This window comes from Paenibacillus dokdonensis (assembly GCF_004916975.1).
Lineage (GTDB): Bacteria > Bacillota > Bacilli > Paenibacillales > Paenibacillaceae > Paenibacillus_AQ > Paenibacillus_AQ dokdonensis.
The window spans coordinates 695,182-719,517 of sequence record NZ_STGQ01000001.1; the positions used below are offsets into that span (position 1 = coordinate 695,182).

At 48.2% G+C, this 24,336-nt stretch carries 22 protein-coding genes and 2 tRNA genes; 21 read left to right on the forward strand and 3 right to left on the reverse strand.

From position 1 onward, the window contains the following. The first annotated feature begins 69 nt into the window (after positions 1–69). From pstB to E6W40_RS03355, 7 genes are all read left to right on the forward strand, one after another. A complete protein-coding gene (gene pstB / locus E6W40_RS03325; RefSeq protein ID WP_136604181.1) occupies positions 70–825 on the forward strand; it encodes a phosphate ABC transporter ATP-binding protein PstB in 756 nt (251 codons plus the stop codon). A 42-nt stretch (positions 826–867) separates the two neighbouring features. Beyond that, positions 868–1,527: a phosphate signaling complex protein PhoU gene (gene phoU / locus E6W40_RS03330; protein ID WP_136604182.1), complete on the forward strand. Its 660-nt coding sequence runs from the start codon at positions 868–870 to the stop codon at positions 1,525–1,527. 205 nt (positions 1,528–1,732) lie between these two features. Next, the gene (polA, locus tag E6W40_RS03335) at positions 1,733–4,399 is read left to right on the forward strand and encodes a DNA polymerase I (RefSeq protein WP_136604183.1); all 2,667 of its coding nucleotides are present in this window, start codon (positions 1,733–1,735) and stop codon (positions 4,397–4,399) included. A 51-nt stretch (positions 4,400–4,450) separates the two neighbouring features. Continuing rightward, positions 4,451–5,281: a DNA-formamidopyrimidine glycosylase gene (mutM, locus tag E6W40_RS03340; protein WP_136604184.1), complete on the forward strand. Its 831-nt coding sequence runs from the start codon at positions 4,451–4,453 to the stop codon at positions 5,279–5,281. Between the two features lie 164 nt (positions 5,282–5,445). Beyond that, positions 5,446–6,138 (forward strand): sporulation membrane protein YtaF, encoded by a 693-nt coding sequence (gene ytaF / locus E6W40_RS03345; protein ID WP_136604185.1) that lies wholly within the window; start codon positions 5,446–5,448, stop codon positions 6,136–6,138. Between the two features lie 14 nt (positions 6,139–6,152). Beyond that, on the forward strand, positions 6,153–6,749 hold the full coding sequence (coaE, locus tag E6W40_RS03350) for a dephospho-CoA kinase (protein WP_136604186.1): 597 nt from the start codon (positions 6,153–6,155) through the stop codon (positions 6,747–6,749). Then, positions 6,746–7,318, forward strand: a complete 573-nt coding sequence (locus tag E6W40_RS03355; protein WP_136604187.1) for a lytic transglycosylase domain-containing protein — start codon at positions 6,746–6,748, stop codon at positions 7,316–7,318. Before coaE ends, E6W40_RS03355 begins: the two co-directional genes overlap by 4 nt. A 67-nt stretch (positions 7,319–7,385) precedes the next feature. Here E6W40_RS03355 and E6W40_RS03360 read toward each other — a convergent pair whose 3' ends face one another. Next, the gene (locus tag E6W40_RS03360) at positions 7,386–7,604 is read right to left on the reverse strand and encodes an alpha/beta-type small acid-soluble spore protein (RefSeq protein ID WP_136604188.1); all 219 of its coding nucleotides are present in this window, start codon (positions 7,602–7,604) and stop codon (positions 7,386–7,388) included. A 195-nt stretch (positions 7,605–7,799) separates the two neighbouring features. Between E6W40_RS03360 and nrdR the strand changes: the two genes are divergently transcribed. The 3 genes from nrdR (at position 7,800) to E6W40_RS03375 (ending at position 9,335) form a co-directional block, all read left to right on the forward strand. Next, positions 7,800–8,276, forward strand: coding sequence for a transcriptional regulator NrdR (gene nrdR, locus E6W40_RS03365; protein ID WP_136604189.1), 477 nt, complete (start codon positions 7,800–7,802; stop codon positions 8,274–8,276). Between the two features lie 902 nt (positions 8,277–9,178). Continuing rightward, positions 9,179–9,254: transfer RNA gene (locus E6W40_RS03370), tRNA-Ala, on the forward strand. A gap of 8 nt (positions 9,255–9,262) precedes the next feature. After that, positions 9,263–9,335 (forward strand) — tRNA-Lys (locus tag E6W40_RS03375). A gap of 98 nt (positions 9,336–9,433) precedes the next feature. On the opposite strand, the gene E6W40_RS03380 is transcribed toward E6W40_RS03375, so the two are convergent. Continuing rightward, positions 9,434–10,972 carry an IS1182 family transposase gene (locus tag E6W40_RS03380; protein WP_136604190.1) on the reverse strand — a complete coding sequence of 513 codons (1,539 nt, stop codon included), beginning with the start codon at positions 10,970–10,972 and terminating at the stop codon, positions 9,434–9,436. An 878-nt stretch (positions 10,973–11,850) separates the two neighbouring features. Here E6W40_RS03380 and E6W40_RS03385 point away from each other — a divergent pair. From E6W40_RS03385 to E6W40_RS03435, 11 genes are all read left to right on the forward strand, one after another. After that, a complete protein-coding gene (locus tag E6W40_RS03385; RefSeq protein ID WP_246072831.1) occupies positions 11,851–12,264 on the forward strand; it encodes an ABC transporter permease subunit in 414 nt (137 codons plus the stop codon). Then, positions 12,261–12,389: a hypothetical protein gene (locus tag E6W40_RS30230; protein WP_281281428.1), complete on the forward strand. Its 129-nt coding sequence runs from the start codon at positions 12,261–12,263 to the stop codon at positions 12,387–12,389. Before E6W40_RS03385 ends, E6W40_RS30230 begins: the two co-directional genes overlap by 4 nt. A 29-nt stretch (positions 12,390–12,418) precedes the next feature. Next, a complete protein-coding gene (locus E6W40_RS03390) occupies positions 12,419–12,619 on the forward strand; it encodes a hypothetical protein (protein WP_136604192.1) in 201 nt (66 codons plus the stop codon). Positions 12,620–12,665: 46 nt separating this feature from the next. Further along, entirely contained in the window at positions 12,666–13,097 is a 432-nt protein-coding gene (locus E6W40_RS03395; protein WP_168928811.1) for a hypothetical protein, read from the forward strand. A 527-nt stretch (positions 13,098–13,624) separates the two neighbouring features. After that, on the forward strand, positions 13,625–13,783 hold the full coding sequence (locus E6W40_RS03405; protein ID WP_136604195.1) for a helix-turn-helix transcriptional regulator: 159 nt from the start codon (positions 13,625–13,627) through the stop codon (positions 13,781–13,783). 147 nt (positions 13,784–13,930) lie between these two features. Beyond that, positions 13,931–15,739: a sensor histidine kinase gene (locus E6W40_RS03410; RefSeq protein ID WP_168928813.1), complete on the forward strand. Its 1,809-nt coding sequence runs from the start codon at positions 13,931–13,933 to the stop codon at positions 15,737–15,739. Continuing rightward, positions 15,732–17,327, forward strand: a complete 1,596-nt coding sequence (locus tag E6W40_RS03415) for a response regulator transcription factor (RefSeq protein ID WP_136604197.1) — start codon at positions 15,732–15,734, stop codon at positions 17,325–17,327. Before E6W40_RS03410 ends, E6W40_RS03415 begins: the two co-directional genes overlap by 8 nt. 295 nt (positions 17,328–17,622) lie before the next feature. Then, positions 17,623–18,972 (forward strand): ABC transporter substrate-binding protein, encoded by a 1,350-nt coding sequence (locus E6W40_RS03420; RefSeq protein ID WP_136604198.1) that lies wholly within the window; start codon positions 17,623–17,625, stop codon positions 18,970–18,972. A 71-nt stretch (positions 18,973–19,043) separates the two neighbouring features. Continuing rightward, complete coding sequence (locus E6W40_RS03425; protein ID WP_136604199.1) at positions 19,044–19,973, forward strand: carbohydrate ABC transporter permease; 930 nt, start codon at positions 19,044–19,046, stop codon at positions 19,971–19,973. Next, on the forward strand, positions 19,958–20,779 hold the full coding sequence (locus E6W40_RS03430) for a carbohydrate ABC transporter permease (protein WP_136604200.1): 822 nt from the start codon (positions 19,958–19,960) through the stop codon (positions 20,777–20,779). Before E6W40_RS03425 ends, E6W40_RS03430 begins: the two co-directional genes overlap by 16 nt. 290 nt (positions 20,780–21,069) lie before the next feature. Further along, the gene (locus tag E6W40_RS03435) at positions 21,070–23,142 is read left to right on the forward strand and encodes a beta-galactosidase (protein WP_136604201.1); all 2,073 of its coding nucleotides are present in this window, start codon (positions 21,070–21,072) and stop codon (positions 23,140–23,142) included. Between the two features lie 290 nt (positions 23,143–23,432). On the opposite strand, the gene E6W40_RS03440 is transcribed toward E6W40_RS03435, so the two are convergent. Next, positions 23,433–24,251, reverse strand: coding sequence for an AraC family transcriptional regulator (locus E6W40_RS03440; RefSeq protein WP_136604202.1), 819 nt, complete (start codon positions 24,249–24,251; stop codon positions 23,433–23,435). Between the last annotated feature and the right edge of the window lie 85 nt (positions 24,252–24,336).

A 24,336-nucleotide genomic window follows, 5' to 3' on the forward strand; every position in this document is an offset into this window, starting at 1 on the left:
CAGGTCCAGCACTATTGACGAGAGAACAAAGGGATGTCCCATTGAACGATAAGGAGACCTGATTAGGAAATGGAAAAAATCATCGAAATCGAAGACTTGAACCTATACTATGAACAGTTCCATGCCTTGAAAAATATAAATCTGGATATTCCTGAAAAGACGATTACAGCCTTTATCGGCCCATCTGGCTGCGGAAAATCCACACTACTGCGTACGTTGAATCGAATGAATGATATGATTACCGGCACTCGGATCGAAGGGTCCGTCAAAATTGGCGGCTCAGGTATCTACGGTAAGGATATATACGTGGAGGAGCTTCGCAAGCGTGTCGGGATGGTGTTCCAGCAGCCAAACCCGTTTCCGAAATCCATCTATGACAATATTGCCTATGGTCCGCGTCTTCACGGCGTCCGCAATAAAAAAACGTTGGATGAGATTGTCGAAGAGAGCTTGCGTCAAGCAGCGCTCTGGGAAGAAGTCAAAGACTATCAGAAGCGTTCTGCGCTTAGCTTGTCCGGGGGGCAGCAGCAGCGCCTCTGCATCGCACGAGCACTTGCGGTAGAACCGGATATTCTTCTGATGGATGAAGCCACTTCAGCACTCGATCCAATATCCACGCTTAAGATCGAGGAGCTGGTGCAGGAGCTGAAGGAGAAATACACGATCGTTATGGTTACGCATAACATGCATCAGGCTGCCCGTGTTTCCGGCCGCACGGTGTTCTTCCTTAATGGGGAGGTCGTCGAAGCGGATGAGACCAACGCTCTGTTCAGTAATCCGCGTGACTCCAGAACAGAGGATTATATCTCCGGTCGTTTCGGCTGATAGATGAAGAAACAATACATTTTATAGGGGGAAACATCAGCCATGATTCGGAGAAAAGAATTGGATCAGGATCTGGAGCAGCTTCGCTCGCTGCTTGTTAAAATGGGAGAGCATGTGGTTGAAGCGCTCGATGGCGCGGTCATAAGCCTGAAAACACAGGATTGTGTCAAAGCGCAGGAAATCGTGCAGGCAGATGCTCAGCTCAATCTAATGGAAGAAGAAATTATGGACATCGGTTCGCGGCTCATTGTCACCCAGCAGCCCGTTGCCAAGGATCTTCGCAGAATACTCGTTGCATTTAAAATATCCAGTGATCTGGAACGTATGGGCGATCTGGCATTGGATGTGGCCAAAGTGACATTGCGTTTGCAAGGGGAGAAGCTGATTAAACCGCTGATTGATATCCCGCAAATGGCCAACATTGTTAAAGTCATGATCGAAGAGGCAATTACTTCTTATTTGGATGAAAATACGGATCTTGCTTATAAAATGGCCCAGGACGATGATCAGGTTGATCATCTGTACAGCCAGATTTTAACGGAATTATACGGTCATATGAGATCCAATCCCGATTCGATGCCGCAAGCGTTACTCCTTACGCTGGTCGGACGTTATATTGAACGGATCGCCGATCATGCGACCAATATTGGGGAAAGCGCCGTGTACCTGGTAACGGGAAAGCGCCCCGACTTAAACCGGTAAATCCGGTATTTGAATAGTTGAAGTATCATGAAGACATCGGAATCATTCTTTCCGGTGTTTTTGTGTTTTAGGAACTGTAATGAAAAAGCAGATGCGTTGCCTGATTTTTTTCTAGAATGAAGGGTCATGTGTTAAGATATTAAAAGGTATAACATCGATTGAAAGTTTTCATGAATGAAGGAAGTTTAAAAAGGGAAGGTGCTATATGAGCAAACTGATTCTTATTGATGGAAACAGTATCATTTACCGGGCATTTTTTGCGATGCCCCCATTAACGAACACCAAGGGACTGCACACGAATGCCGTGTACGGGTTTACAAATATGCTTTTGCGACTTATTGAGGATCATAAACCTACACATATGATGGTTGCTTTTGACGCCGGGAAAATTACGTTCCGCCATGAAGGCTACCAGGAATACAAGGGTGGCCGTGAAAAGACTCCGCCGGAGCTGTCTGAGCAGTTTCCGCTGCTGAAAGAGCTGCTGCAGGGATTTGGCATTTCGCAGTTTGAGCTGAGCGGATACGAAGCGGATGATATTATCGGTACGGTATCAAGAATTGCGGAGGAAGCAGGGCATGAGATTCTCGTTGTAACCGGGGACAAGGATATGCTGCAGCTAGCTTCGAATCATGTTCAGGTTGGACTTACGCGTAAAGGCGTTACGGAGATTGAGACCTATGCACCGGAACAGATCGAAGAAAGATACGGCCTGACACCGCTGCAGATCATAGACCTAAAAGGGCTTATGGGCGATGCCTCTGACAACATCCCGGGTATTCCGGGAGTTGGTGAGAAGACTGCGCTTAAGCTGCTTCATCAGTTTGGTTCGGTCGAGGAAGTGCTGGCTAATACCGGTGAACTCAAAGGTAAAATGAAAGAAAAAATTGAAACCCATGCGGACGACGCCGTGATGAGTAAGAAACTGGCGACAATCTACCGGGAAGTTCCGCTGGACAAGTCCTTTGACGACATGAATTTTGATGGCTTGAAGGAGGATACAGCAGGTCCTGCGCTCGCAAAGCTGGAGTTCAAATCTCTACTGGAACGCTTGTCCTTCAAGGCAGACGGCGGCAGTAGTGATCAACCGGTACAGGAGCAGGCTCCTGCGAAGGAGATTAAGGTTCAAGTCATGGATATGGATCATATCCGTGTATTGGTTGATGCGCTGGATACGATAGAAGTCATGCATGTGGAAACGAACGGGGAGAATCCGCACCGCGCCGAGGTGATCGGTACGATCTTCTCCTCTCCAGAGGAGCACTATTATGTTCCGTTCGAGCTGCTGAAGGCTGAAGCGGCGGAACCGCTGCGGAAATGGCTCGGAGATCAGGATATTCCAAAGCGCGGTTATGATCTGCACCGTACAGATTTGGCGCTGCATTGGCAGGGCATTGCGTTTGCGGGTGCATCGTTTGATGTTCAGTTAGCAGCATATTTGCTGGATCCGACGGATTCCAATCAGAATATCCACGCTCTTGCTCACAAGCATGGACTGCAATTGCTGGCTGCCGATGAGGATGTCTTTGGCAAGGGTGCAAAATACAAGGTGCCTGAAGCGGACGTGCTAAGCAAGCATTTGGCTGCCAAGGGCGCTGCCATTCTGGATCTGATCCCACTGCAGGAAAGAGAGCTGGAAGGCAATGAAATGGCTTCGCTCTTTCATGACTTAGAGATGCCATTGTCACGTATCCTGGCGGATATGGAGAAGCAAGGGATATCCGTAAACAAGAATGACCTGACGGATCTGGGCAAGGAATTTGAATCCCAAATCAAAACCTTGGTTGAAGAGATTTATGAGATTGCCGGAACGGAGTTTAATCTGAACTCCCCTAAACAGCTTGGAGAGATCCTGTTCGTAAAGCTGGGTCTGCCTGTCGTCAAAAAGACGAAGACCGGTTATTCCACAGATGCCGAAGTACTGGAAAAACTTGCGCCCTATCATGATATTGTGCGCCTGATTCTGCAGTACCGGACGATTGCGAAGCTTCAATCGACATACGTCGAAGGTCTGCTGAAGGAGATTTCTTCGGAAACAGGCAAAGTGCATACGTACTATCGCCAGACGATTGCTGCCACCGGACGCCTGAGCAGTCAATTCCCTAACCTGCAGAATATTCCGATACGTCTTGAGGAAGGCCGCAAAATCCGTAAGGTATTCGTGCCATCCGAGCCGGGCTGGTATATCCTCGCAGCCGATTATTCGCAGATCGAGCTGCGCGTGCTTGCACATATTTCTGATGATACGGGTCTTAAGGAAGCATTCCTGCATGATATGGATATCCATACGAAGACGGCTATGGATGTATTTGGTGTTCAAGCCGAGGAAGTGGATTCGAACATGCGCCGTTCGGCCAAGGCCGTCAATTTCGGTATCGTCTATGGTATCAGTGATTACGGATTGTCCCAGAACCTGAACATTACCCGGAAGGAAGCCGCACGCTTTATCGACCAGTACTTTGATGCGTTCGGCGGGGTGCGCCGCTATATGGACGACATCGTAAAAGACGCGAAGCGGGACGGCTATGTGACTACGCTGCTGGAACGAAGACGTTATTTACCAGAAATTAATGCCAGCAATTTTAATCTCCGCTCCTTCGCTGAACGTACCGCGATGAATACACCGATCCAGGGCACCGCGGCGGATATTATTAAACTCGCTATGGTTCATATGGATGCTGCACTCGCAGAGCAGAAGCTGAAGAGCCGCATGCTGCTCCAGGTGCATGACGAACTTGTATTCGAGGTGCCAGCGGATGAGCTGGAGCTGATGAAAAAGCTTGTGCCTGAAACGATGGAAAAGGCGCTGGCCTTGTCTGTGCCGCTGAAAGCGGATGTCAGCTATGGAATGAATTGGTACGAAGCGAAATAATGCCCCATAGAGCACTAACTTCCGTTATAATGGGGATGAGGTGAAGTCATCATGCCGGAATTACCGGAAGTCGAGACAGTCAAAAGAACATTAAACCAATTGGTTAAAGGTAAAGTCATTGACCATGTTACCGTAAATTTGGCGCGGATTATTCAGCGCCCTGACGATATAGATCAGTTTGCTTTTATGCTTGCAGGACATACCATTCAAAATGTGGAGCGCCGTGGTAAATTTTTGCGTATTCTGCTGGACGATTTGGTCCTGGTTTCACATCTGCGGATGGAAGGACGTTATGGTTTATACGAAAGCTCCGAGCCAGTGGAGAAGCATACGCATGTTATTTTCCATTTTAACGATGGAACCGAGCTAAGGTACAAGGATGTGCGCCAATTCGGTACGATGCATCTGTTCAATCCTGGGGAGGAGTTTACCGTTCCTCCGTTGTCAAAACTGGGAATTGAGCCGTTGGATCCCGAGTTTACCGTCGAGAAGTTCAAAGCAGTCTTGGCGGGCAAGACAACGAAAATCAAAGCGGTATTGTTAAACCAGGCATATGTGGTCGGCATCGGGAATATTTATGTGGATGAGTCTCTTTTCAGAGCCGGCATTCATCCCGAGCAGCTGGCAAACACGCTTACGGACGAGCAGTACCGTAAATTGCATCAGGCTGTGGTAGCGACCTTGGCGGAATCGGTTGAAGTCGGAGGTTCTTCCGTTAAGTCCTATGTCAATGGACAAGGTGAGATGGGAATGTTCCAGCATCAGCTCAAGATTTATGGACGTCAAAACCAACCTTGTCAGACCTGTGGAACGATCATCGAAAAATCCGTTGTCGGCGGCCGGGGAACTCATTACTGTCCGGTATGCCAGTCGATAAAGTAATTGAACCACATCTTAAAAGTAAATTAAAGCATGGGCGTGCACCCCTTGTTTGTCCCTCCCATATACTAAGATTGAATTGAACTTCAGGGAATCGGAACGTCAAGGGCCTCTCTTTCCAAACAGGCTCGGACTGGACCGTTTCATCAAGGGGAGGGAAACCAGGGGTGCTCAGTCATGTCTTTACACTGCTCCTGCTTGCATTTGCTTTAAGCTTAGACAGTTTTGGTGTCGGGATTACATATGGACTCAGGCAGATGAAGATCTCACCATTGTCCGTAGTGATCATTTCATTATGTTCCGGTGTCATCATTTATATATCGATGCAGGTGGGCGTGCTTTTGGCCAGGGTGGTATCACCTGATGCCGCATCCATCGTCGGAGCTGTCATATTGATTATTATGGGTTCCTGGTCTTTGATTCAGCTTCTGATTCAGAAAGAAAAGAGCCGTGAGGATAAAGATGCCGTAACGATCAAGGCTGCACAGATTCCAGCAGTCTTAGTGAAGGAGACTGAGCAAACCGTATTTTCACTGGAAATACGCAAGCTTGGACTTGTGATCCGCATTCTGCGGACGCCGTCATCAGCCGATATTGACAAATCTGGAAGTATTTCGGGTTTTGAAGCGATGTGGCTCGGGATTGCACTCTCATTGGATGCATTCGGAGCGGGCCTCGGGGCTGCACTGCTCGGATTCTCACCTATCTGGACGGCCCTTGTCATCGCGCTGTTCAGCGGTACTTTTTTAGTGATCGGCATGAAGACCGGCTTCCGGTTTGCGTCCAGATCATGGATGCGGCATTTTACGGCTCTTCCGGCGTTATTATTAATAGCCATGGGAATAATAAAGCTGTTATGAGGTGAGTTTAGCGCATGAATATCGGGTTAACCGGAGGTATAGCGACTGGAAAAAGCATCGTATCCGCTCTCTTGATAAACAAGGGAGCCCTGCTTGTTGATGCTGATGTAATCGCCCGGGAGGTTATGCTCCCGGGTCATCCCGTTTTGACGGCCGTTGCCGATCATTTTGGACAAGCTGTGCTTCTTGCGGATGGTACTTTAGACAGAAAAAAACTGGGGGATATTGTTTTCCATGATCCTTCCCAGCGTCAAGCTTTAAATGATATTACGCATCCGGCGATCCGCAGTGAAATCCGTAAGCAGATGGAGTCTCTGGAACGGGAGCACCCGAACCGGCTTGTGGTTGTGGATATTCCCTTATTGTTTGAATCGGGACTTGAGCATATGTTTGAACGTGTCATGGTGGTATATGCCCCGCGGGTCATTCAACTGGAGCGCTTAATGCAGCGCAATCAATTGAGCAAAGATGAGGCTTCAGCACGGATCGGGTCGCAGATGGATATTGAAGAAAAGAAGATGAAGGCCGATATTGTGATTGATAACAGCGGAGATGCTGAACTAACGGAGCGTCAAATTGATGATTTCTGGATTCAGTCAGGATACGCATGAAGTACTTACAATTTTTACGCAAAAAGAGAGTTCTTCTCGTACTGTTTCTCGGTTTTGTCGTTGTCCTCTTCTTCAGCACCAACTGGATGTCCTGGTTTTATCCCATTTATTATAAGGAAAATATCAGAGAGCAATCCGAGCGTTATAATGTAGATCCTTTTTTGATTGCATCCATCATCCGGGTGGAGTCCAACTACAAGCTAGGTAAAGAATCGAAAAAGGGAGCACTTGGTCTCATGCAGCTTATGCCGGATACAGCCCAATGGGCAATGGAACAGGCTAGGATTCCGGAAGTTACGATGGATCACATCAAGCATAAGCCGGAGTCCAGCATCGAAATCGGGACCTGGTACCTGAATAACCTGACTAACCAGTTCAAAGGAAACCGGATTGCGGTTATTGCGGCTTATAATGCGGGGCCTGGTAAAGTAGACGGATGGCTTAAAAAGGGAGTCTGGGATGGGACTCTGGAATCCGTGAAGAACATTCCGATCGGGGAGACGAGGCACTACATACAACGGGTAGTTTATTATTATAATCAATATACACGTATTTACAGCGATTTCTGAGTAGACAAGCAAAGAAGTATTGAAGCGGCTTTTGGGCCGCCTCAATACTTCCTTGAATACAGATGTATTATTTGAATTGACCAGCCAGTTGTTGTTCAGCCAGGGTTACAAGACGTTTTGTGATGTATCCCCCGATCGAACCGTTCTCATAGGAAGTCATGTTACCTTGGTATCCGTCTTGAGGAATACTGATACCCAGCTCTTGGGCAACTTCATATTTCATTTGGTTGAGGGCTGCGGTAGCTTTAGTTACTACCAGGTTGTTAGAACTGTTGTTTTGAGCCATTGATGTTCACCTCCTCGCTGTTGGTAAAAGTATTATGTCTCAAAATTTGAATCTTCATAACTTTTTTTATATATTTTTGATTGGAAATATAAGTTATTTCCCGTGCGGCCTTATAGGAGGCGGCTTTACCGTCTTTTAAGTGTGATTAAGCCGGAATGTAAATACCATTGTGAATGATAAAGGAAGTGAGTTTGCATGAAATGCCCGTACTGTGATTATGCAGGCACCAAGGTGCTGGATTCCCGTCCGGCCAATGATAATAAATCGATTCGCCGCAGACGCGAATGCGAGAAATGCAGCAGGCGCTTTACGACGTTTGAAATGGTGGAGGAAACGCCGTTGATCGTCATCAAGAAGGACGGAAGCCGTGAGGAATTCAGCCGGGATAAAATTCTGCGCGGTCTCATCCGTGCCTGTGAGAAGCGTCCTGTTTCCGTGGAACAGCTGGAAGCCATCGTCTCAGAGGTAGAGAAGGCGCTGCGGAATACAGCCGTAGCGGAAGTGGAAAGCCGCCAGATCGGCGAACTGGTTATGGAGCAGCTATATCCCGTGGACGAAGTGGCTTACGTGCGCTTCGCATCCGTGTACCGGCAATTCAAGGATATCAATATGTTCATGAAAGAGCTCAAAGGATTATTGTCCAAAAATACAATGCCTGATTCAGGTGATTAATCTCGGTGCCAAAGTGTTAGTGTTGATGTAAGATAGGGGTGAAAAAGGACTTTCAACTGGTTGTTCATACGGAACAATTTCAGTAACTGTCCTTTTTTTGTAGTTAGCGATGGGAAATAGAACAAATAGGAGAAACCAAGACAGCATTGCCATGAAGGAAATAGCAGATTTAACGACTCTATGAAAGGATCTGGCGGTTCGTTTTCGTCTGTAAGGGATACGTTTGATGAAATCGGTGATCTATTAAGCCGTGCATGTCAAACCATCAGCCTCTATTGGGAAAACTACCAAACACAGGGACTTCTCAGCCTAAAGACGGATCATTCCCCGGACAACCGACAAAACTTACAGAGGAGCAGCATCGCCAGGTTAGCCACGATGCTAAAGCAGCAACAACCGGCTGAAGCTCGGTACACCTGAAACACTTCCGGCGGTAGCGGAGTGGATTAAGCAGGCCCAAACTTTATTCAAAAGGAACACCTTCGCACAACTTAAGAAGGAGGTGGAGGACGAAAAGATCGATTATTTTCTCATTGAAGATGTATCGATGATTCGCTCCAGTCAAGTGCTGCAATACAACCTCGTGGCAGACAACGCAAAGTGCCAACATATGGCAAGCACGAAGGAGCCAAGTTGTATGGTGCGATTAACTATGAAGCCGGGCAAGTGCATCACCAGGGAGAGGGAAAGGCCGATGTGGTTTACAAGTCTATTTTGAATAATTCTATAAGATTAAGCTTCATGTAAGCCAATTTATGAAGCGAATCAATAAGCACCTGATAGAAACGATAGATTCCTTGCTTGTCAGGTTATGATGCGTCTTATATAGAAAAGTGTTGCGTAAGCGTGTCTGATATGCTATATTATAGGAGTTCTATTTTTGAAAAAGGACTACATTGTATGGGGCCTTAGCTCAGCTGGGAGAGCGCATCGCTGGCAGCGATGAGGTCAGGGGTTCGATCCCCCTAGGCTCCACCAAGAAATATGGACTCTTAGCTCAGTTGGTAGAGCAGTTGACTCTTAATCAATTGGTCCAGGGTTCGAATCCCTGAGAGTCCATCAGTGTTTATAAAATGGCGCTGTCTCATAAGTGGATTTCCCACGACAGAGACAGCTCCGTTTTATTTTGGGATCCAAAAAAAGGAGCAATTCTCCCGTTATTGGAGAATCGCTCCTTTGCGTTTTTGCTCTACTCCGGCTTGCTTCAGCATATTATGGGCAAGCGAAAGCCATCCGACCTCCAGCGTCACTTTCTTCATGCCGCGAAGCAGAAACCGCCGGAAGCCCCGGTTGTTTTTCAGTTGGCCAAACACACTCTCCGGCTCAATCATTCGCCGTACGGCCAGGGCATAGCCTTCCTCACTTCGGAGGAGTTCCCGGGCCTGACTTTGGTATCGCAGCCTTTCCAGACTTACCGCTACTGTGCACCGATCTTTCAGCGGGCAGCCTTCACAGCTTTGACTTCGGTAATGACGCCTGCGAATCTCATATCCACTTTCTAGCGTTTCCTTGCTTTCTCTGTGGAAATGCAGTGTTTGCGCGGCGGGGCACGTCCAGTTATCCTCGGCTACGTTGTACGTCCAATTCTCGATTTTACTCACATCTGCTTTCCACGCTTTGCTCTTTTCTTTATGGTAACTGCCGTATTTAACGACTGCTGTGATCTCTTCCTTTTCCAGATAGGCATAGTTCTCTTCACTTCCATAGCCTGCATCTGCAATGATTGTCTGTGGATGTTGCCCCAAGATCCGCCGTGCTATTTTCAGATGAGACTCTAAACAACGGGTATCCGTGGGTCTTTGGTGGACACTGTAGGCTAAAATGAACTGATTTTCCGTGCCAATCTGCACATTGTATCCCGGTTTTAACTGTCCATTTCGCATGTGGTCTTCTTTCATCCGCATGAAGGTGGCGTCCGTATCGGTTTTGCTGAAGCTGTTTCGATTTCCAAGCAACTTTTGGTAATGTTCGTACTTCACAAGTCTTGGAAGCAAGTCCTTCCGAAGCTTCCGAACGGCTTTCTTTAAGGGGTTATCCTTGGGATGTTTCAGCAGCTGAGCTTCCAGTTGCTGCGTGACTTGTTCGAGCTTGCTGCTATCCAACTCGGAAGCCTCACCGAGTTCGGTCAGGTCTTTGCCGTGATGCTCGCGCTCTTCCTGATGCTCTGCGGCTTCGATGGTGGAGAAAAGTGCATGTACATTCTCTTGCAGTTTGGTCTTGTGTTTGCTGACCGCTTTACCCCAGACGAAGGTGTAACGATTGGCATTGGCCTCAATCTTGGTACCATCTACGAAATAATGTTCCAAGGAGATGTACTTTTCATCTGCAAGAAATTGAAGTACGGCGGAGAACACGGTTTCGAGGACGTCTTTCATCCGCTCAGAACGGAAGCGGTTAAGCGTGCGGAAATCCGGACGTTGCCGTCCGGCTAGCCACATAAAGGGGATGTGTTCCCGGATGGCTTTGGCGATTTGTCTTGAGGAATAGATGCGCTGTGTGTAGGTGTAGATGATGACTTTGGTGAGCATTTTGGGATGGTAACTGTCACGGCCGCCGCCGGGATAGGCAGCGTCAAAAATGGCGTCGTCCAATCGATTGACGGCAGCATTCACGACACGAACGAGGTGGTTTTCTGGAATATCTTCTTCCAGATCCATTGGCAAACAAAGTTGGTCCATGGTATATTGAATGTACAAAGAAACCTCTCCTTTGAAATGGTTGGTCACACTTCCATTTTACCAAAAGAAAGGTTTCTTTTTTTGTTTTTTTAAGATTGAAGATCCATTCCCCGCATAAACAGCGGAGAGGACGGACGGATTGTGGAAAAGCGGCAGCGGTCGCCTTGGTCTCCGGATTTTCACCGCTAAGGGGAATGAAAAAAATCTGGAGAGCACAGCGATTGGAACAATGGTCCGTTCGCGCAGCGTCCACCCAAAAAGTCTAAGTATATCCTACGTAAAAGACAAGGCTGTCCCAAGCAGCCATTTCATGGCTTTTGGGACAGCCCCATTTTTTCTGTTTTTCTAACATGCGAATAACGCCAAGGGACTCCAGCTTAAATGCATACTGTTTTTTAGAGCTATGGCAGTCTAATCGTGCGAACATCTGTAGACGCTGTGGTTGTGTGCGCTTACACTGATTTCTACAATGGATATATCGAAGAGAAAGGTGTGAGCAATCTTCATGAGTTTATCAACTTTGCCGCGGACGAGTAAGAAGCTTATCATCAAGGTAAGATCACAATAGCAGCTCCTGATCAGGTCCGTGCTTTTTATGGTCCTGCTTATTATTTTTATATATATCCCGTTGTGGGGGGTGGCTGATTGCTTTTCAGAAATATTTTTCCGGCAAAGGGATCTGGAACAGCCCCTGGGTCGGTTTTGATATCTTTGTCAGCTTGTTTCACGATGAGCGGTTTTTCCTCGTATTACGCAATACGCTTGTCATGAGCGGACTAAGCCTGGTCACGGGGTTCGTCGGAGCGATCCAGCTTGCCTTGTTGCTGAATTAGGTACGACATTCCTTCTTCAAGTGTACCATTCAGACGGTCACGTATATTCACCATTTTATTTCGATGGTTGTCATCGCGAAGATCGTGCTTACGTTTCTGGCGCCGAAAGGCCTTATCAATGCGCTGTTGATCAAGCTGGGCATTTTGAACGAATCTGTCTTCATAATGGGGAATGGCGAACTGTTCTGGTTCATCAATACGTTGGTTGGTCTGTGGAAAGAGCTTGAATGGAGCACCATTATCTATCTGGCTGTCTTGGCAGGAATTAACCCGGATCTCTATGAAGCCGCCGACGTGGGTGGAGCGGGACGATTCCAGAAAATGTGGAACATCTCCATTCCGAGTCTGATGCCGACGTCGACTATTCTATTGATTTTGTCGATGGGTAATATCATCAATGTTGGTTACGAGTCACAGTTCCTGCTGGGAAATCCGCTTAACTTGGATTATTCGGAATCCTGGATTTGTACGCTTTGAATCTGTCGTTCGGTTCCGATGAATATTCGGTTGGGATTGCGCTAGGCATTTTCAAATTGATCGTCGGTTTGCTGATTGTCATTCCAGTCAATTTCATCGCCAAGAAATCGAGCAGTATTCGCTAATTCTAAATGTCATGGAGGGGGAGGCTGCAATGAAAATTCGACTTCGGTTTCGGGATATTAGCTTTGATATCGTTAACTACATCTTACTCGCGTTATTAGGCTTTATTACCTTGTATCCTTTTATTAATCTACTTGCTGTATCCTTGAACGATCCGCTTGATACGGATCGGGGTTTCCGCCGTAAGATCGCGTTCAGATATTCCGATCATCGCCGTAAGCAGATTCGATGAATTTGCGTATTTGAAGCAATGTTTGAAGTACGGGGTGAAGGATCATTTGCTGAAACCCGTGAATGAGGAAGATGTCATCCGTTTATTGTCTCACATTGCCGATGATCTTCAATTTTGCGATAAACTGGAGATAAGGATGCAAATGGGCATAGCGGCGTTCAAGGATCAAATCTTTAATTTCTGGGTGCAAGGCCGGAATGAACAGGTTACAGAGCATCTTCGCATGCTGAATATCGAGATGGAAGAGCATGATTCCTATTGCTGCATACTTGTGGAATTGGACTTTCATGAACACGCCGATACGCAAATGGCCGATGAGGATGTCGAGACCACTCGGTTTGCCGTAAGGAATATCATGAAGGAGATACTGGATGACCACGGCGTTCTCTTTGAAATATCGAGAGAGCGATACGGAATCCTGATGTACAGCGATCCCGCGCTTTTGAATTTCAAACGATTCGTCCGGATTCGGGACTGAGATTCAAGAATGCGTCCTGCGGTTTGTAAAAGTTTCGTTAACTATTGGAATCGGAGACATTCTTTTTATTCGGTACAATTGGCGCTGGATCGCAAGTTTTTGCTTGGGACGCCTCCGATTATTTTGCGACACCGATGTACCAGCGGATTTGAATCCTCGCGAGATCATGACGATCCGCGACGCGAAGCGGCAATTCGAGGAAATGATCAGGTAGGAGAAACTGCCGCAAATCGTTTCGCTGCTGGACTACCAAATGGAATATTTTATTTCCCAATTGGCTCCGAAATCGGTCGTCCAGATCGTGGTTCTCGACTTATTCTCCAGCATATAGCACGAACGCGCGAGCACATAAGACGATGCTTTGCGACTGCCTTCGGATGAATATACCCGAATCTTTCGCGCCTCGACCATCCGGGAACTGTTTCGCTATGCCAAGGAGAAATGCCTGGACATCATCAAGCGGATAGAACAAAGCGAGGAGCCGCCCTCTTCGAACGCGATTGAAGCAGATAGCCAAGAAGAATTATGTGAGTAACATCAGTCTCAAAAATATTGCGGAGCAAATATTCATGAATCCGGTCTACCTGAGCCATTTATTCAAAACGATGGAAGGCGTCTCCTTCAACGATTACTTGCTGAATGTACGGCTGGAGGAGGCGAAGCAGCAATTAATTGTATACGGATGAAAAAATATACCAGATTGCCAATGACGTCGGCTATCTCCAATTGCTATTGCAACCGAACGTGAGATCGTTCTATTCTTAATAGATGCGGGAAGCTTTAGCAACAAACAGAGCCTTATGGGAAGAACCGGAAGGAAGGTCAAGTTACATATGAAGAAAAAAAGCATTAAGCATACCATGATTCTATCCTTTTTGCTTGTACTATGTTTGCCTACGGCGCTGATCAGCATAATGTCCTACCGGATATCGGTCCAGTTGCTTGAGGAAAAAGTAAGCGATTCCTTTTTGGCCAACCTGACGTTCATCGGTGATAATATCGAAAAAGAGCTGGAGCAATGGGAGCAGATCTCCAAATATATCAATGCCAATCCGGTCATCCGGAACGTGCTGATGCGCTCTTACAGCAATGATCTGGACTTTTACTACGACATGAAGAAGGTCGATGAGCAGCTCGAAACCTACTCGATCAACACGAATATTTTCGCCTATGTCTCTTCCATGGTCATCGTCGGGAACAACGGAAGGAATCTGTTGTACGGCGAGGATGCCAACAGCCTGGACATCGGGCGGATCAAGCAGCAGGAGTGGTTCAGCGAAGTGAATCGAATGAACGGGAGGGTCATGTGGCTGGGAATTCATAAAAACATTGCCAACTACCGGGTGCAAAATGAAAGCGTCATTGCGCTGGGCCGGGCCATCAAAGGGGAGAAGAACAACCAAATCATCGGCACGCTCTATTTAACCTTCCGGGAATCGTATTTTACCGGATTACTGAAAAATATCGAACTAACCGAGGGTGGCAGATTGTATATCGTCGACAACAGGGATCATGTCGTCTTCGATTCAGAAATGAAGCTCTTGAACGAGGCATTTCCGGGGATGAATCCGACGAAGGATGACCGGCCGAAAGGATACTTTCTGACGAAAGGCCCGGACGGAAAACAGATGCTGATGGCCCATGTGTCGATATCGAAGTATGACTGGAAGGTGGTCGAATCAGTTCCTTATGCATCGCTGACGAACGGAACGAATGACATCTTCGGCAATACCATGGCGATCTTTTTGATTTCGTTCGGCGTGACGTCCGTCATCTGGTATTTCGTATCCTCCCATATTGTGCGCCCGATCCGAAAGCTGACCAACTCGATGAAAAAAGTGCAGGAAGGCGACCTGTCGGTACGGGTGGACATCGAGCGGCTGGATGAAGTCGGGATGATGAACAAGCACTTTAATTTCATGATTATGCGGATTCAGGAATTGTTTCATTCAAACCTGGAGGAGCAGGAAAAGAAGAAAAATGCGGAGTATCGCGCGCTCCAGTCGCAAATCAATCCGCATTTCTTGTACAATACCCTGAATACGATCCGGTGGATGGCCATCATCCAGAAATCTGACAACATACGTGAAGTCGTGGAGGTGCTGGGGCGCCTGTTGAAAAACACGATGAAGCATGAGGGGCCCTTCGTCAGCGTGGAGGAGGAACTGGCCAACCTGAGGGATTACGTCTATATCCAAAAGCTGCGCTATAGCCATAAATTCGATGTCAGGTATGAGGTCCAGCCGGAAGTTCTTCCGCTGCCGTGCGTGAAGTTCATTCTGCAGCCCCTCATCGAAAATGCCATTTTCCATGGGATTGAGCCGAAGGAGGAGGGCGGAGGAATCATTACTGTGTCCATTCGGCGTGCTGGAGACCATATCGTCATCAAAGTGCGGGACAATGGCGTAGGCATCCCTAAAGAAACTCTGAATGAGCTTGACCGGCGCATGGCCGTTCCCCGGAAGAATGGCGGGATCGGCATGTTCAATGTGATGGAAAGACTGAAGCTGACTTACGGAAAAGAGAGCTCGTTTCGAATCCGCAGCGAGGAAAATGAGTTTACCGAAATCGAAATGATGATTCCCGCAGCCGCGCCAGGACAGGGGATCGGAGAAACAAGCGAGGAGATAAAAGATGTATAAAGTCATGATCGTGGACGACGAAATGCTGGCAAGAGTCGGGATCAAGTCGCTGATTCCTTGGGAGGAAAGCGGGTTCGTGGTCGTGAAAGAGGCGGAGAACGGGAAAAAGGCATTCGAATGGATTATGGAGAATCCTGTGGATATCGTCATTACAGATATTAAAATGCCGATCATGAACGGCATCGAGTTGATCCGCCAAGTACGCGAGCGGAAGCCGGGTGTCAAGTTTCTCGTATTGAGCTCTTTCGACGATTTCGAATATGTGCGCGAGGCGCTGAAAAACGGGGCGGAGGATTATTTTATCAAGCTGCAGATGAATCCGGAGCAGCTGCTTGGGCAGCTAGTTAAAGTGGCGGAAAAGCTGGAGCTCGAACAAAAGCAGCAGGAATCCCAATCCGGAACGAACCGGAGCCAGGAACTCGCGCTCATCAGGGAGAAGCTGTTAAAAGATTTGATATACGGTTGGATTCACTCGGAAACGGAATATCGGCAGCGCATGAAAGAGGCGGAGATGGAGCTTCCGGACGGACAGGTCGTTTCGATCATGTTTCAAACCGACGGAATGGAGATTTACGAACGGTACCGCGAAGATGAAATCCATCTGCTCAATTATGCCATTGTGAACATTTTGAATGAAATGACTCATGACCAGCAGGCTTTCCCGGTGTCGGTCCATCCGAAGGAATTCGTCATCCTGTATTTTTGCCGTCCCGGACTCGATCCTGCCCTATTTCTGGAGCAAGCCGGGCACCTGGCGGACGCCATTAAGGCGGCGCTCAAGCAGTACCTGAACTTTACGGTTTCCATGGCGATCAGCGAGCCAGTGTCCTCCTTGCTGGAAGTGAAGCAAAGCTACCGGCAGGCGATGGAAGCGCTTGGGCTCAGCTATGCTTTTCCCGGGGGAAGCACCATCTATTACAGGGAACTCCAAACGCTTGGCGGCAGCACCGAAGCTGCCGATATCGCCAAGGAAATGAGAAAGCTGGGGCATTTTATGAAGAGATACGAGGATAATCAAGTGTACAGGACGCTGGGCAGCATCCGGCAATTGCTGATGAATCTGCACGGCCATTCGCTCGATACCTTCAAAATGTACAGTGCGCCGATCGCTTATCTGTTGTCCTCCAGCCGGGGAGGGGATGATTCCGGATGGATGGATATGCAGCTGAAGCAGATGGACAAGTGGACGGTGAAGAGCGACGCCATCCAGTGGCTGGGGCAGGTGCAGGAGGAGTGGATGGACGGTATGAGCGGGGATACGGACTCCTCGCGGCTCATTCTTTCGGCCAAGCGCTATATCCGGAAAAACTATGCGAGCAGCCTGACCCTGGAAACGGTGGCGGAATACTTGCAGCTGTCGCCTTCCTATTTCAGCAACTTGTTCAAGAAAGAAACGGGGCAGAATTTCATCGACTATGTCACGGGTCTCCGGATCGAGCAATCCAAAATTCTGCTGCGCACGACGGAAATGAAAATCTATGAGGTTGGACATGCGGTCGGATACGAGAACGAGCACTATTTCAGCCGGGTATTTAAAAAAGTCGTCGGGTGCTCGCCCCTTCACTATAAATCGGATACCACGTTATAGCATATAAATGCGAGCATGAATGCCTGCCGTAATTCTGGCCTGCCGGCCCGAGGAAAGACGTAACCTGATCAACCGGTTGCGTTTTTTTTGTGCGCATCAGTCGTGCCGGAGAACCTGCAATCCGGAAATTGTGCATCATTTCTTTAATTCGTGCAAGTTGCTCGTCCGTCCGCCGGGAGAAAAAAATGCTCACTCTCAAATTAAGATATTAGATCTATAAGATGTGCATGTAAAACAGGTGAGGCCAGACTCTATAATGGAAATGTAAAGTGATTTTGATAACGGAGGGGTTAAGGTGACAAGACAAACAAAAAAGTACACCATCGTTCTTTTGATGATGATGCTGCTCCTTAGCGCATGCGGAAGCAAGTCAGATTCCGGCGGCGGGAAAACGGATGAAGCCCAGAATAACGGCAGCGCATCCAAAGAAAGAGTCGTCACAGTATATGAGGATGCCAAACGTGCAGAGAGCGAAGAGATGAAAAAGAAGATCGCGGACTTCACGAAGGAGACCGGCATCAAGGTCGAACTGAATATCGTGCCCGGCGATGGCCTCGAAATTTACAAGAAAATCGACGTCGACATGATTTCCGGCGAAAAGACGGACGTCATTCGTTTGACCAATCCGATCCTGACCGATAAATACGGTTCGAACGGCTGGCTGTACCCGCTGGACGAGCTGATGGCCAAGGAAAACTATGACGCGAATAAAATATACGGAAAGTATCTGCCGAAATTCCAGGACGGCAAGACCTACGTTCTTCCCGACCAGGCAGGTAAATGGGCCGTCTATTACAACAAGAAAATTTTTGATGATGCCGGTGTGCCTTACCCTACGGGCGAGTGGACATGGGACGATTACATCGAAACGGCCAAAAAACTGACGAACCCGGCCAAAGGCATTTACGGCTCATACATGCTGGACTATGACAACTATATGTACATGCTGGCCAGACAGTATGATGTCAGCGGCTATAAAGAAGACGGTACGTCCAATTATGACGACCCTGCCTTCAAGAAGGCGCTGCAATTTTTCGGAGACCTCGGGAATGTTCAAAAGATTCAGCCAAGCTGGCTGGAGTTCAAATCCAAAAAGCTTTCCTGGGACGGCTTCATGTCCGGCGATTACGGCATGCATTTTATCGGCACATGGTATACGAACCAGTTCAAGGATAAGACGACATATCCAAGAGACTGGAAGGTCGGCATTACGCAAATACCGGTTCCTGCGGATGGTAAAGGGAACAACAACTTCGGCATCGTAGCGGGATACGGCATCAACAAAAACGCCGCTCACTTGGATGATGCGTACACCTACGTCAAATGGATGGCCGAGAACAGCTACAAATACAATGGAAACCTGCCGGCCCGCGTCGATCTGAGCGATGAAGACATCAAGGCCCTGTTCCAGAAAACCTCGGATGACTTGAACGGTGAAATTACGGTAGATGAAATGGATAAAGCTTTGATCTCCAACAATCTCGGATTCGTGGACGAGAAAATTATCGGACCGGGATCGACCGAGTACAGCAATATCATTTTGCAGGAAGCGGAGCTGTATCTGGTCGGACAAAAATCGCTGGACGATACGATCAAGTCGATTAAAGAGCGCGCTGACCGCGCGATTAAGGACGCCGCTCAATAAACCAACCTATTTCGAAGGATTCCGAGTGGCAAGCCCCGCCGGAATCCTTCTCAGCTTAAGGAGCCAAAACAATGAAAAGTCATGCAAAGGCATCGAGACGTGGTTTTTTCTCCTCCATTACCCAATGGGGATATCGCGAGAAAGGCGCAGCCTGGGTATTCGTGCTTCCCTTTGTGATCGGTTTTCTCATTTTTAATATCATCCCGATGGCGTATTCGGTCTATATCAGTTTCATGGATTACAACTCGTTCAAAGCGCTGAACAGCATCAAACTCATCGGATTCGACAACTATGTCCGGCTGTTCCATGATCCGATCGCGCTGAACGCATTCGTTAAAAGCTTCATTTACACCTTGTTTTATGTGCCGGGATTGATTCTGCTTTCTTTCTTGGTGGCGACTCTGCTGAACCGGGCGTTCGCGCTGCGGGGTCTGACACGGACGCTGATTCTCATGCCATATGTGGCGAACGTGGTGGCGGTGTCGATCGTCTGGTCGATCCTGCTCGATCCGTTCGGCGGTCCTGTGAATCAACTGCTGACGAAGCTGGGCATGGACCCTCCGCTGTGGCTAAGCGGCGTGAAAACGGCGCTTCCGACGATTGCAGGCATTAATATATGGCAGAGCCTGGCCTTCCAGACGATCGTATTTCTGGCTGCGCTGCAGGGCGTAAACAAAGAGCTGTACGAGGCCGCCGATATCGACGGAGCCAGCCGCTGGAAAAGGCTCTGGTCCATCACGCTGCCGGTGATATCGCCAACGACCTTCTTCCTGGTCATTACGAGCATCATCGGATCGTTCCAAAACTACGCCTCTGTTCGAATGCTGACCAACGGTGGACCGGGCACGTCTTCGCGCGTGATTTCGCTGAATATTTATGAAGAAGCCTTCACCTTGAATCATTACAGTTACGCATCGGCGCAAGCGATTATACTGTTCGCAATTGTTCTGGTCATCACGATTATTCAGTGGAAAGGACAAAAACGATGGGTACATTACTAAGAAAAAGCTTGTTCAACCTGTTCATGCTGCTCCTCGGCGTCATCATGGTCGTTCCCTTTGTGTTCATGATTTCAGCGTCGTTAAAAGCGCCGGGGGAAGTGTTCGTCAACCCGATGCAGATCATTCCGGATAAAATCTACACGCTCAATTACGAGACGATATTTCATCACAAATATTACTTTCATTGGTATTGGAATTCGTTCAGCACGGTCGTTATGACGGTTCTGCTGCGCGGCCTGCTCGTTACGATGGCCGCCTATGCTTTTGCCAGACTCTCATTTCCAGGCAAAAATATCATCTTCCTGTTTCTGCTGAGCGCGATGATGATCCCGCATGACACCACGATCGTGGCCAAGTTCATGCTGTACAAATACATGGGTCTGATTAACACCCACTGGGTCATCATTCTTCCCGCAGCTTTTGACGTGTTCTTCATTTTCCTGCTGCGCCAATTTTTCATGGGCATTCCGAAGGATTTAACGGAATCCGCGCTCATCGACGGCGCCTCGCATTTCGGCATTTACTTCCGGATCATTCTGCCGCTTGCAGTACCTGCGCTGATCACGATGGGGCTCTTCACCTTCATATGGACCTGGAACGACTTTATCAGCCCGTTCATATTTATTAATGACATTAATAAGCAGTTGGTTACAGTAGGCCTGGAATACTTCCAGCTGGAAGCAGGTAAAAACTATGCGCTGCAAATGGCGGGGGCGTGTCTAATTGTGGTCATTCCAATTACGATATTCGCGGTATTGCAGAAGTATTTCGTGCAGGGCATCGCGATGTCGGGAATCAAGGGGTAAGTCGTACCGGATGTTGCTATGTATGCAGAAATGCCGTGGAGCGGAAAGAGATGCAATTGATCGCCAAAAGGCCCGGATCTCGTGCGGTTTATGCACAGTATGCCGCTTTATGTCCGACAATCGTATAACTGCCGGGAGCAAGTAAACCTAAAATTTAACCTCGATACTTTCCTTAATGTAAGTGTATTCAAAGATAATAATAAACGCAAAAAAACGGATCGGAGACGATAACGTTTTTTTGTTGTAATATGTTAATAAACATTTCTGATCAAAGAAAAGAGGACAACATCATGATAACGTCATTTCCGCGGATTAGCCCGAAACTGAAAGGATTCATGCATGGAGCCGATTACAATCCGGACCAGTGGCAGCACTCGCCGGAAATTCTCGAAGAAGACATTCGGTTAATGAAGCTTGCCAAGTGCAACGTGATGGCGGTGGGTATTTTTGCTTGGTCAGCGCTTGAGCCGGAGGAAGGACACTTTACGTTTGGTTGGCTTGATCGGGTTCTGGATCGATTCGCCGAGAACGGAATCTACGCCTGGCTGGCAACCCCGAGCGGAGCGAGGCCCGCATGGATGTCTGTCCGTTACCCCGAAGTACTGCGCGTGAACGCTTCCCGTGTTCGTAACCTGCACGGAGGACGCCACAACCACTGCTACAACTCGCCGGTCTATCGGGAGAAAACGCGTATAATCAATTCCAAGCTGGCGGAGCGATATGCGCATCATCCTGCGGTCATCGGGTGGCATATCTCGAACGAATATGGAGGCGACTGCCACTGTGAACACTGCCAGGAAGCCTTCCGTGAATGGCTTAAGGAGCGATACGGCACGTTGGAGCAGTTGAACCAGGCGTGGTGGACAACCTTCTGGAGTCATACATATAGCGATTGGTCTCAGATCGAGTCACCCGCGCCGCATGGGGAAACCGCTGTTCATGGTCATAATCTGGATTGGAAAAGATTTGTTACCGATTGCACAGTGGATTTCTGTGCGCATGAAGTCACTCCGCTTCGGGAGGTACGTCCAGATTTACCTGTCACAGCCAATATGATGGATTGGTTCGAAGGTCTGGATTACCGGAAATTCGCGAACATACTGGATATCATCTCCTGGGATGCCTATCCGACCTGGCATGATCTTCAGGATCTCGGGCAGGTCGCTGCTTGGTTCTCGTTCAACCACGATTTGTTCCGGTCTCTAAAAGGCGGACAGCCGTTTATGCTCATGGAGAGCACGCCGAGTATGACCAACTGGCAGGCTGTTAGCAAGCTGAAGCGCCCCGGTATGCATTTGTTGTCGTCTCTTCACGCGGTGGCCCATGGGTCGGATTCTGTTCAGTACTTTCAGTGGCGTAAGAGCCGGGGATCCAGCGAAAAGCTGCACGGAGCTGTCGTTGATCATGTCGGGCATGAACATACGCGGGTGTTTCGTGATGTAGCAGAGCTGGGAGAAATGCTGGAGAAGATCGCGGAAATTGCGGGAAGCACCGTCCCTGCACAAACGGCGATCATCGCAGACTGGGATAACCGCTGGGCGGTCAAGGACTCCCAGGGACCTTTAAACCGCGGAATCGACTATGAAAATACGGTCATACAGCATTACCGTGCGTTCTGGGAGTTGGGCGTTCCGGTAGATATTATTGGATCGGAAGATGATCTTACCCCATACAAGTTGATTGTAGCGCCAATGATGTATTTGTGTACCGAGCAAGCGGGTGCGGGTATCGAAGCCTTTGTTGCAGACGGCGGCACGTTTGTTGCGACGTATTGGTCAGGAATCGTAAATGAAAGCGACCTTTGCCATCTCGGAGGATTCCCGGGACCGCTGCGCCAAACGCTAGGCATCTGGTCCGAGGAGATCGACGGGCTGCATCAAGGGGAAGGGAATGTCCTCGTGTGTAATGGTAACAGTTCATTGAAAATGAAGGGGAGCTATGCTACGTATGATTTATGTGAGCTGATCCATACGGAAGGAGCAGAGATCTTGGCGGAATACCGGGATGATTTTTATGCGGGCCGTCCGGCATTAACGGTTCATTCCTTTGGAGAAGGCAAGGCTTACTATCTCGCGACGCGGGCGCAGGAACCGTTCTATGAAGACTTTTATGGCCGAGTAATTGAGCAGGCGGGGATCGATCGAGTCCTTGAGACCGATTTACCTCGAGGAGTGACGGCGCAGCTGCGTGCGGACGAAGAAAATGAGTATGTGTTTTTGCTCAATTTCAGCGAGGAGGAGCAGGAGATTCAGCTAACGGATACCCGACTCATGAATATGAGCAATAAGAAGACGGAATCCGGCTCGGTGATTCTTCCGGTTCATGGTGTGAAGGTTTTGAAGCGTCAGAAGGTTAATGGTTAACTTATGATCAGGAAAATGTTTGATTACTAAATTCAGCTTGTACTGCTAACATAGTAAGCAAGTTGTTGATACAGCTATAAATAAAATTAAAAAAGCATATCTTATCTCCGTATCGAGATTCAATGGCTTACAAGTTGTATCAAGGCCAAACGCTCTTTACTTTTGGTATTGGTTATGGATGAGAAGGAGTGGGGGAAGCCCTCAGCTCCTTCTCGTTTTGAATTGATACGATATGGTGCATAGAGATTGCGAGGTATGCCAGCAAGCGCCGGCAACCAGCCTGGTGAAATTTATTGGAAGTAGGACTCTTTAAATTGCTGGGGCGTGAGGCCTTCGAGGCGCTTGAACACCGTGCAAAAGTAGCTGGTGTGCTCGAATCCGGATCTTCTTGCAATCTCCTGGATTTTTAAATGGGGCTCCATGGCGATCAATTCCTTGCTGATATAAATGCGCTCCCGGTTGACGTATTCCATAGGCCTCATGTGAAACGCCCTTTTGAACAGCATGCATAGGTACTGGGGCGTCACATGCGCTTGTTCGGCTAACAGCTGGATGGTCAACGGCAGATGGCAATGCTGCCTGATATAACGGACCACCGGCTGCAGCCGCTCGAAATGCTGCGTATGCTGGCTCGGATAAATATGCTTCGGCAGATCGAGCAGAAAGGAGTACAACCATTTGGAGCATTCCGCGCCAGTAAAGCTGTCCGAAGAGCCTGCCAATGTAATTAACCGCGATATGTCCGTTTTCATTTTTTCAGCGTTCAGAATCGTATAGACATGAGAACAGGTCATTCCGGCTTGTTCTAGCAACGGGGCGCACAGGCTTCCTTCCATGGAGATGAACATGAGCCCCCAAGGCTTGTCGACGGCATGATAGCGGTGGGGGACGCCGGGGAAGAGGCATATGGCCTGCCCTGCCTTAACGTTATACATAAGGCCGTCCACATCAAGAACCCCTTCACCCAATAGAATCAACAGCCATTGATAATAAGCGAAGCCGTCCGGACGATGCACCGGCTCCTGATGGTCCCATTGTCCCGTCATCGTAACGTAAACGGGAAGCCGCTTATCCATGTCGCTGAGATGGCAGAAACGAATGATATCCATGTTGAACAAAACCACACTTTCATATTTTTAAATATGATGAAAATTGTTTTATGGAAAAGAAGGAAACTGCAAATCTATAATGTGA

Excerpts from the sequence above, each read along its gene's own strand:
- E6W40_RS03435 (WP_136604201.1), top strand. The coding sequence starts at position 21,070 with ATGATAACGTCATTTCCGCGGATTAGCCCGAAACTGAAAGGATTCATG.
- phoU (WP_136604182.1), top strand. The coding sequence starts at position 868 with ATGATTCGGAGAAAAGAATTGGATCAGGATCTGGAGCAGCTTCGCTCG.
- mutM (WP_136604184.1), top strand. The coding sequence starts at position 4,451 with ATGCCGGAATTACCGGAAGTCGAGACAGTCAAAAGAACATTAAACCAA.
- E6W40_RS03440 (WP_136604202.1), bottom strand. The coding sequence starts at position 24,251 with ATGGATATCATTCGTTTCTGCCATCTCAGCGACATGGATAAGCGGCTT.
- nrdR (WP_136604189.1), top strand. The coding sequence starts at position 7,800 with ATGAAATGCCCGTACTGTGATTATGCAGGCACCAAGGTGCTGGATTCC.
- polA (WP_136604183.1), top strand. The coding sequence starts at position 1,733 with ATGAGCAAACTGATTCTTATTGATGGAAACAGTATCATTTACCGGGCA.
- E6W40_RS03385 (WP_246072831.1), top strand. The coding sequence starts at position 11,851 with ATGGTTGTCATCGCGAAGATCGTGCTTACGTTTCTGGCGCCGAAAGGC.
- E6W40_RS03410 (WP_168928813.1), top strand. The coding sequence starts at position 13,931 with ATGAAGAAAAAAAGCATTAAGCATACCATGATTCTATCCTTTTTGCTT.
- coaE (WP_136604186.1), top strand. The coding sequence starts at position 6,153 with ATGAATATCGGGTTAACCGGAGGTATAGCGACTGGAAAAAGCATCGTA.
- pstB (WP_136604181.1), top strand. The coding sequence starts at position 70 with ATGGAAAAAATCATCGAAATCGAAGACTTGAACCTATACTATGAACAG.
- E6W40_RS03425 (WP_136604199.1), top strand. The coding sequence starts at position 19,044 with ATGAAAAGTCATGCAAAGGCATCGAGACGTGGTTTTTTCTCCTCCATT.
- E6W40_RS03355 (WP_136604187.1), top strand. The coding sequence starts at position 6,746 with ATGAAGTACTTACAATTTTTACGCAAAAAGAGAGTTCTTCTCGTACTG.
- E6W40_RS03415 (WP_136604197.1), top strand. The coding sequence starts at position 15,732 with ATGTATAAAGTCATGATCGTGGACGACGAAATGCTGGCAAGAGTCGGG.
- E6W40_RS03430 (WP_136604200.1), top strand. The coding sequence starts at position 19,958 with ATGGGTACATTACTAAGAAAAAGCTTGTTCAACCTGTTCATGCTGCTC.
- E6W40_RS03390 (WP_136604192.1), top strand. The coding sequence starts at position 12,419 with ATGAAAATTCGACTTCGGTTTCGGGATATTAGCTTTGATATCGTTAAC.
- E6W40_RS03360 (WP_136604188.1), bottom strand. The coding sequence starts at position 7,604 with ATGGCTCAAAACAACAGTTCTAACAACCTGGTAGTAACTAAAGCTACC.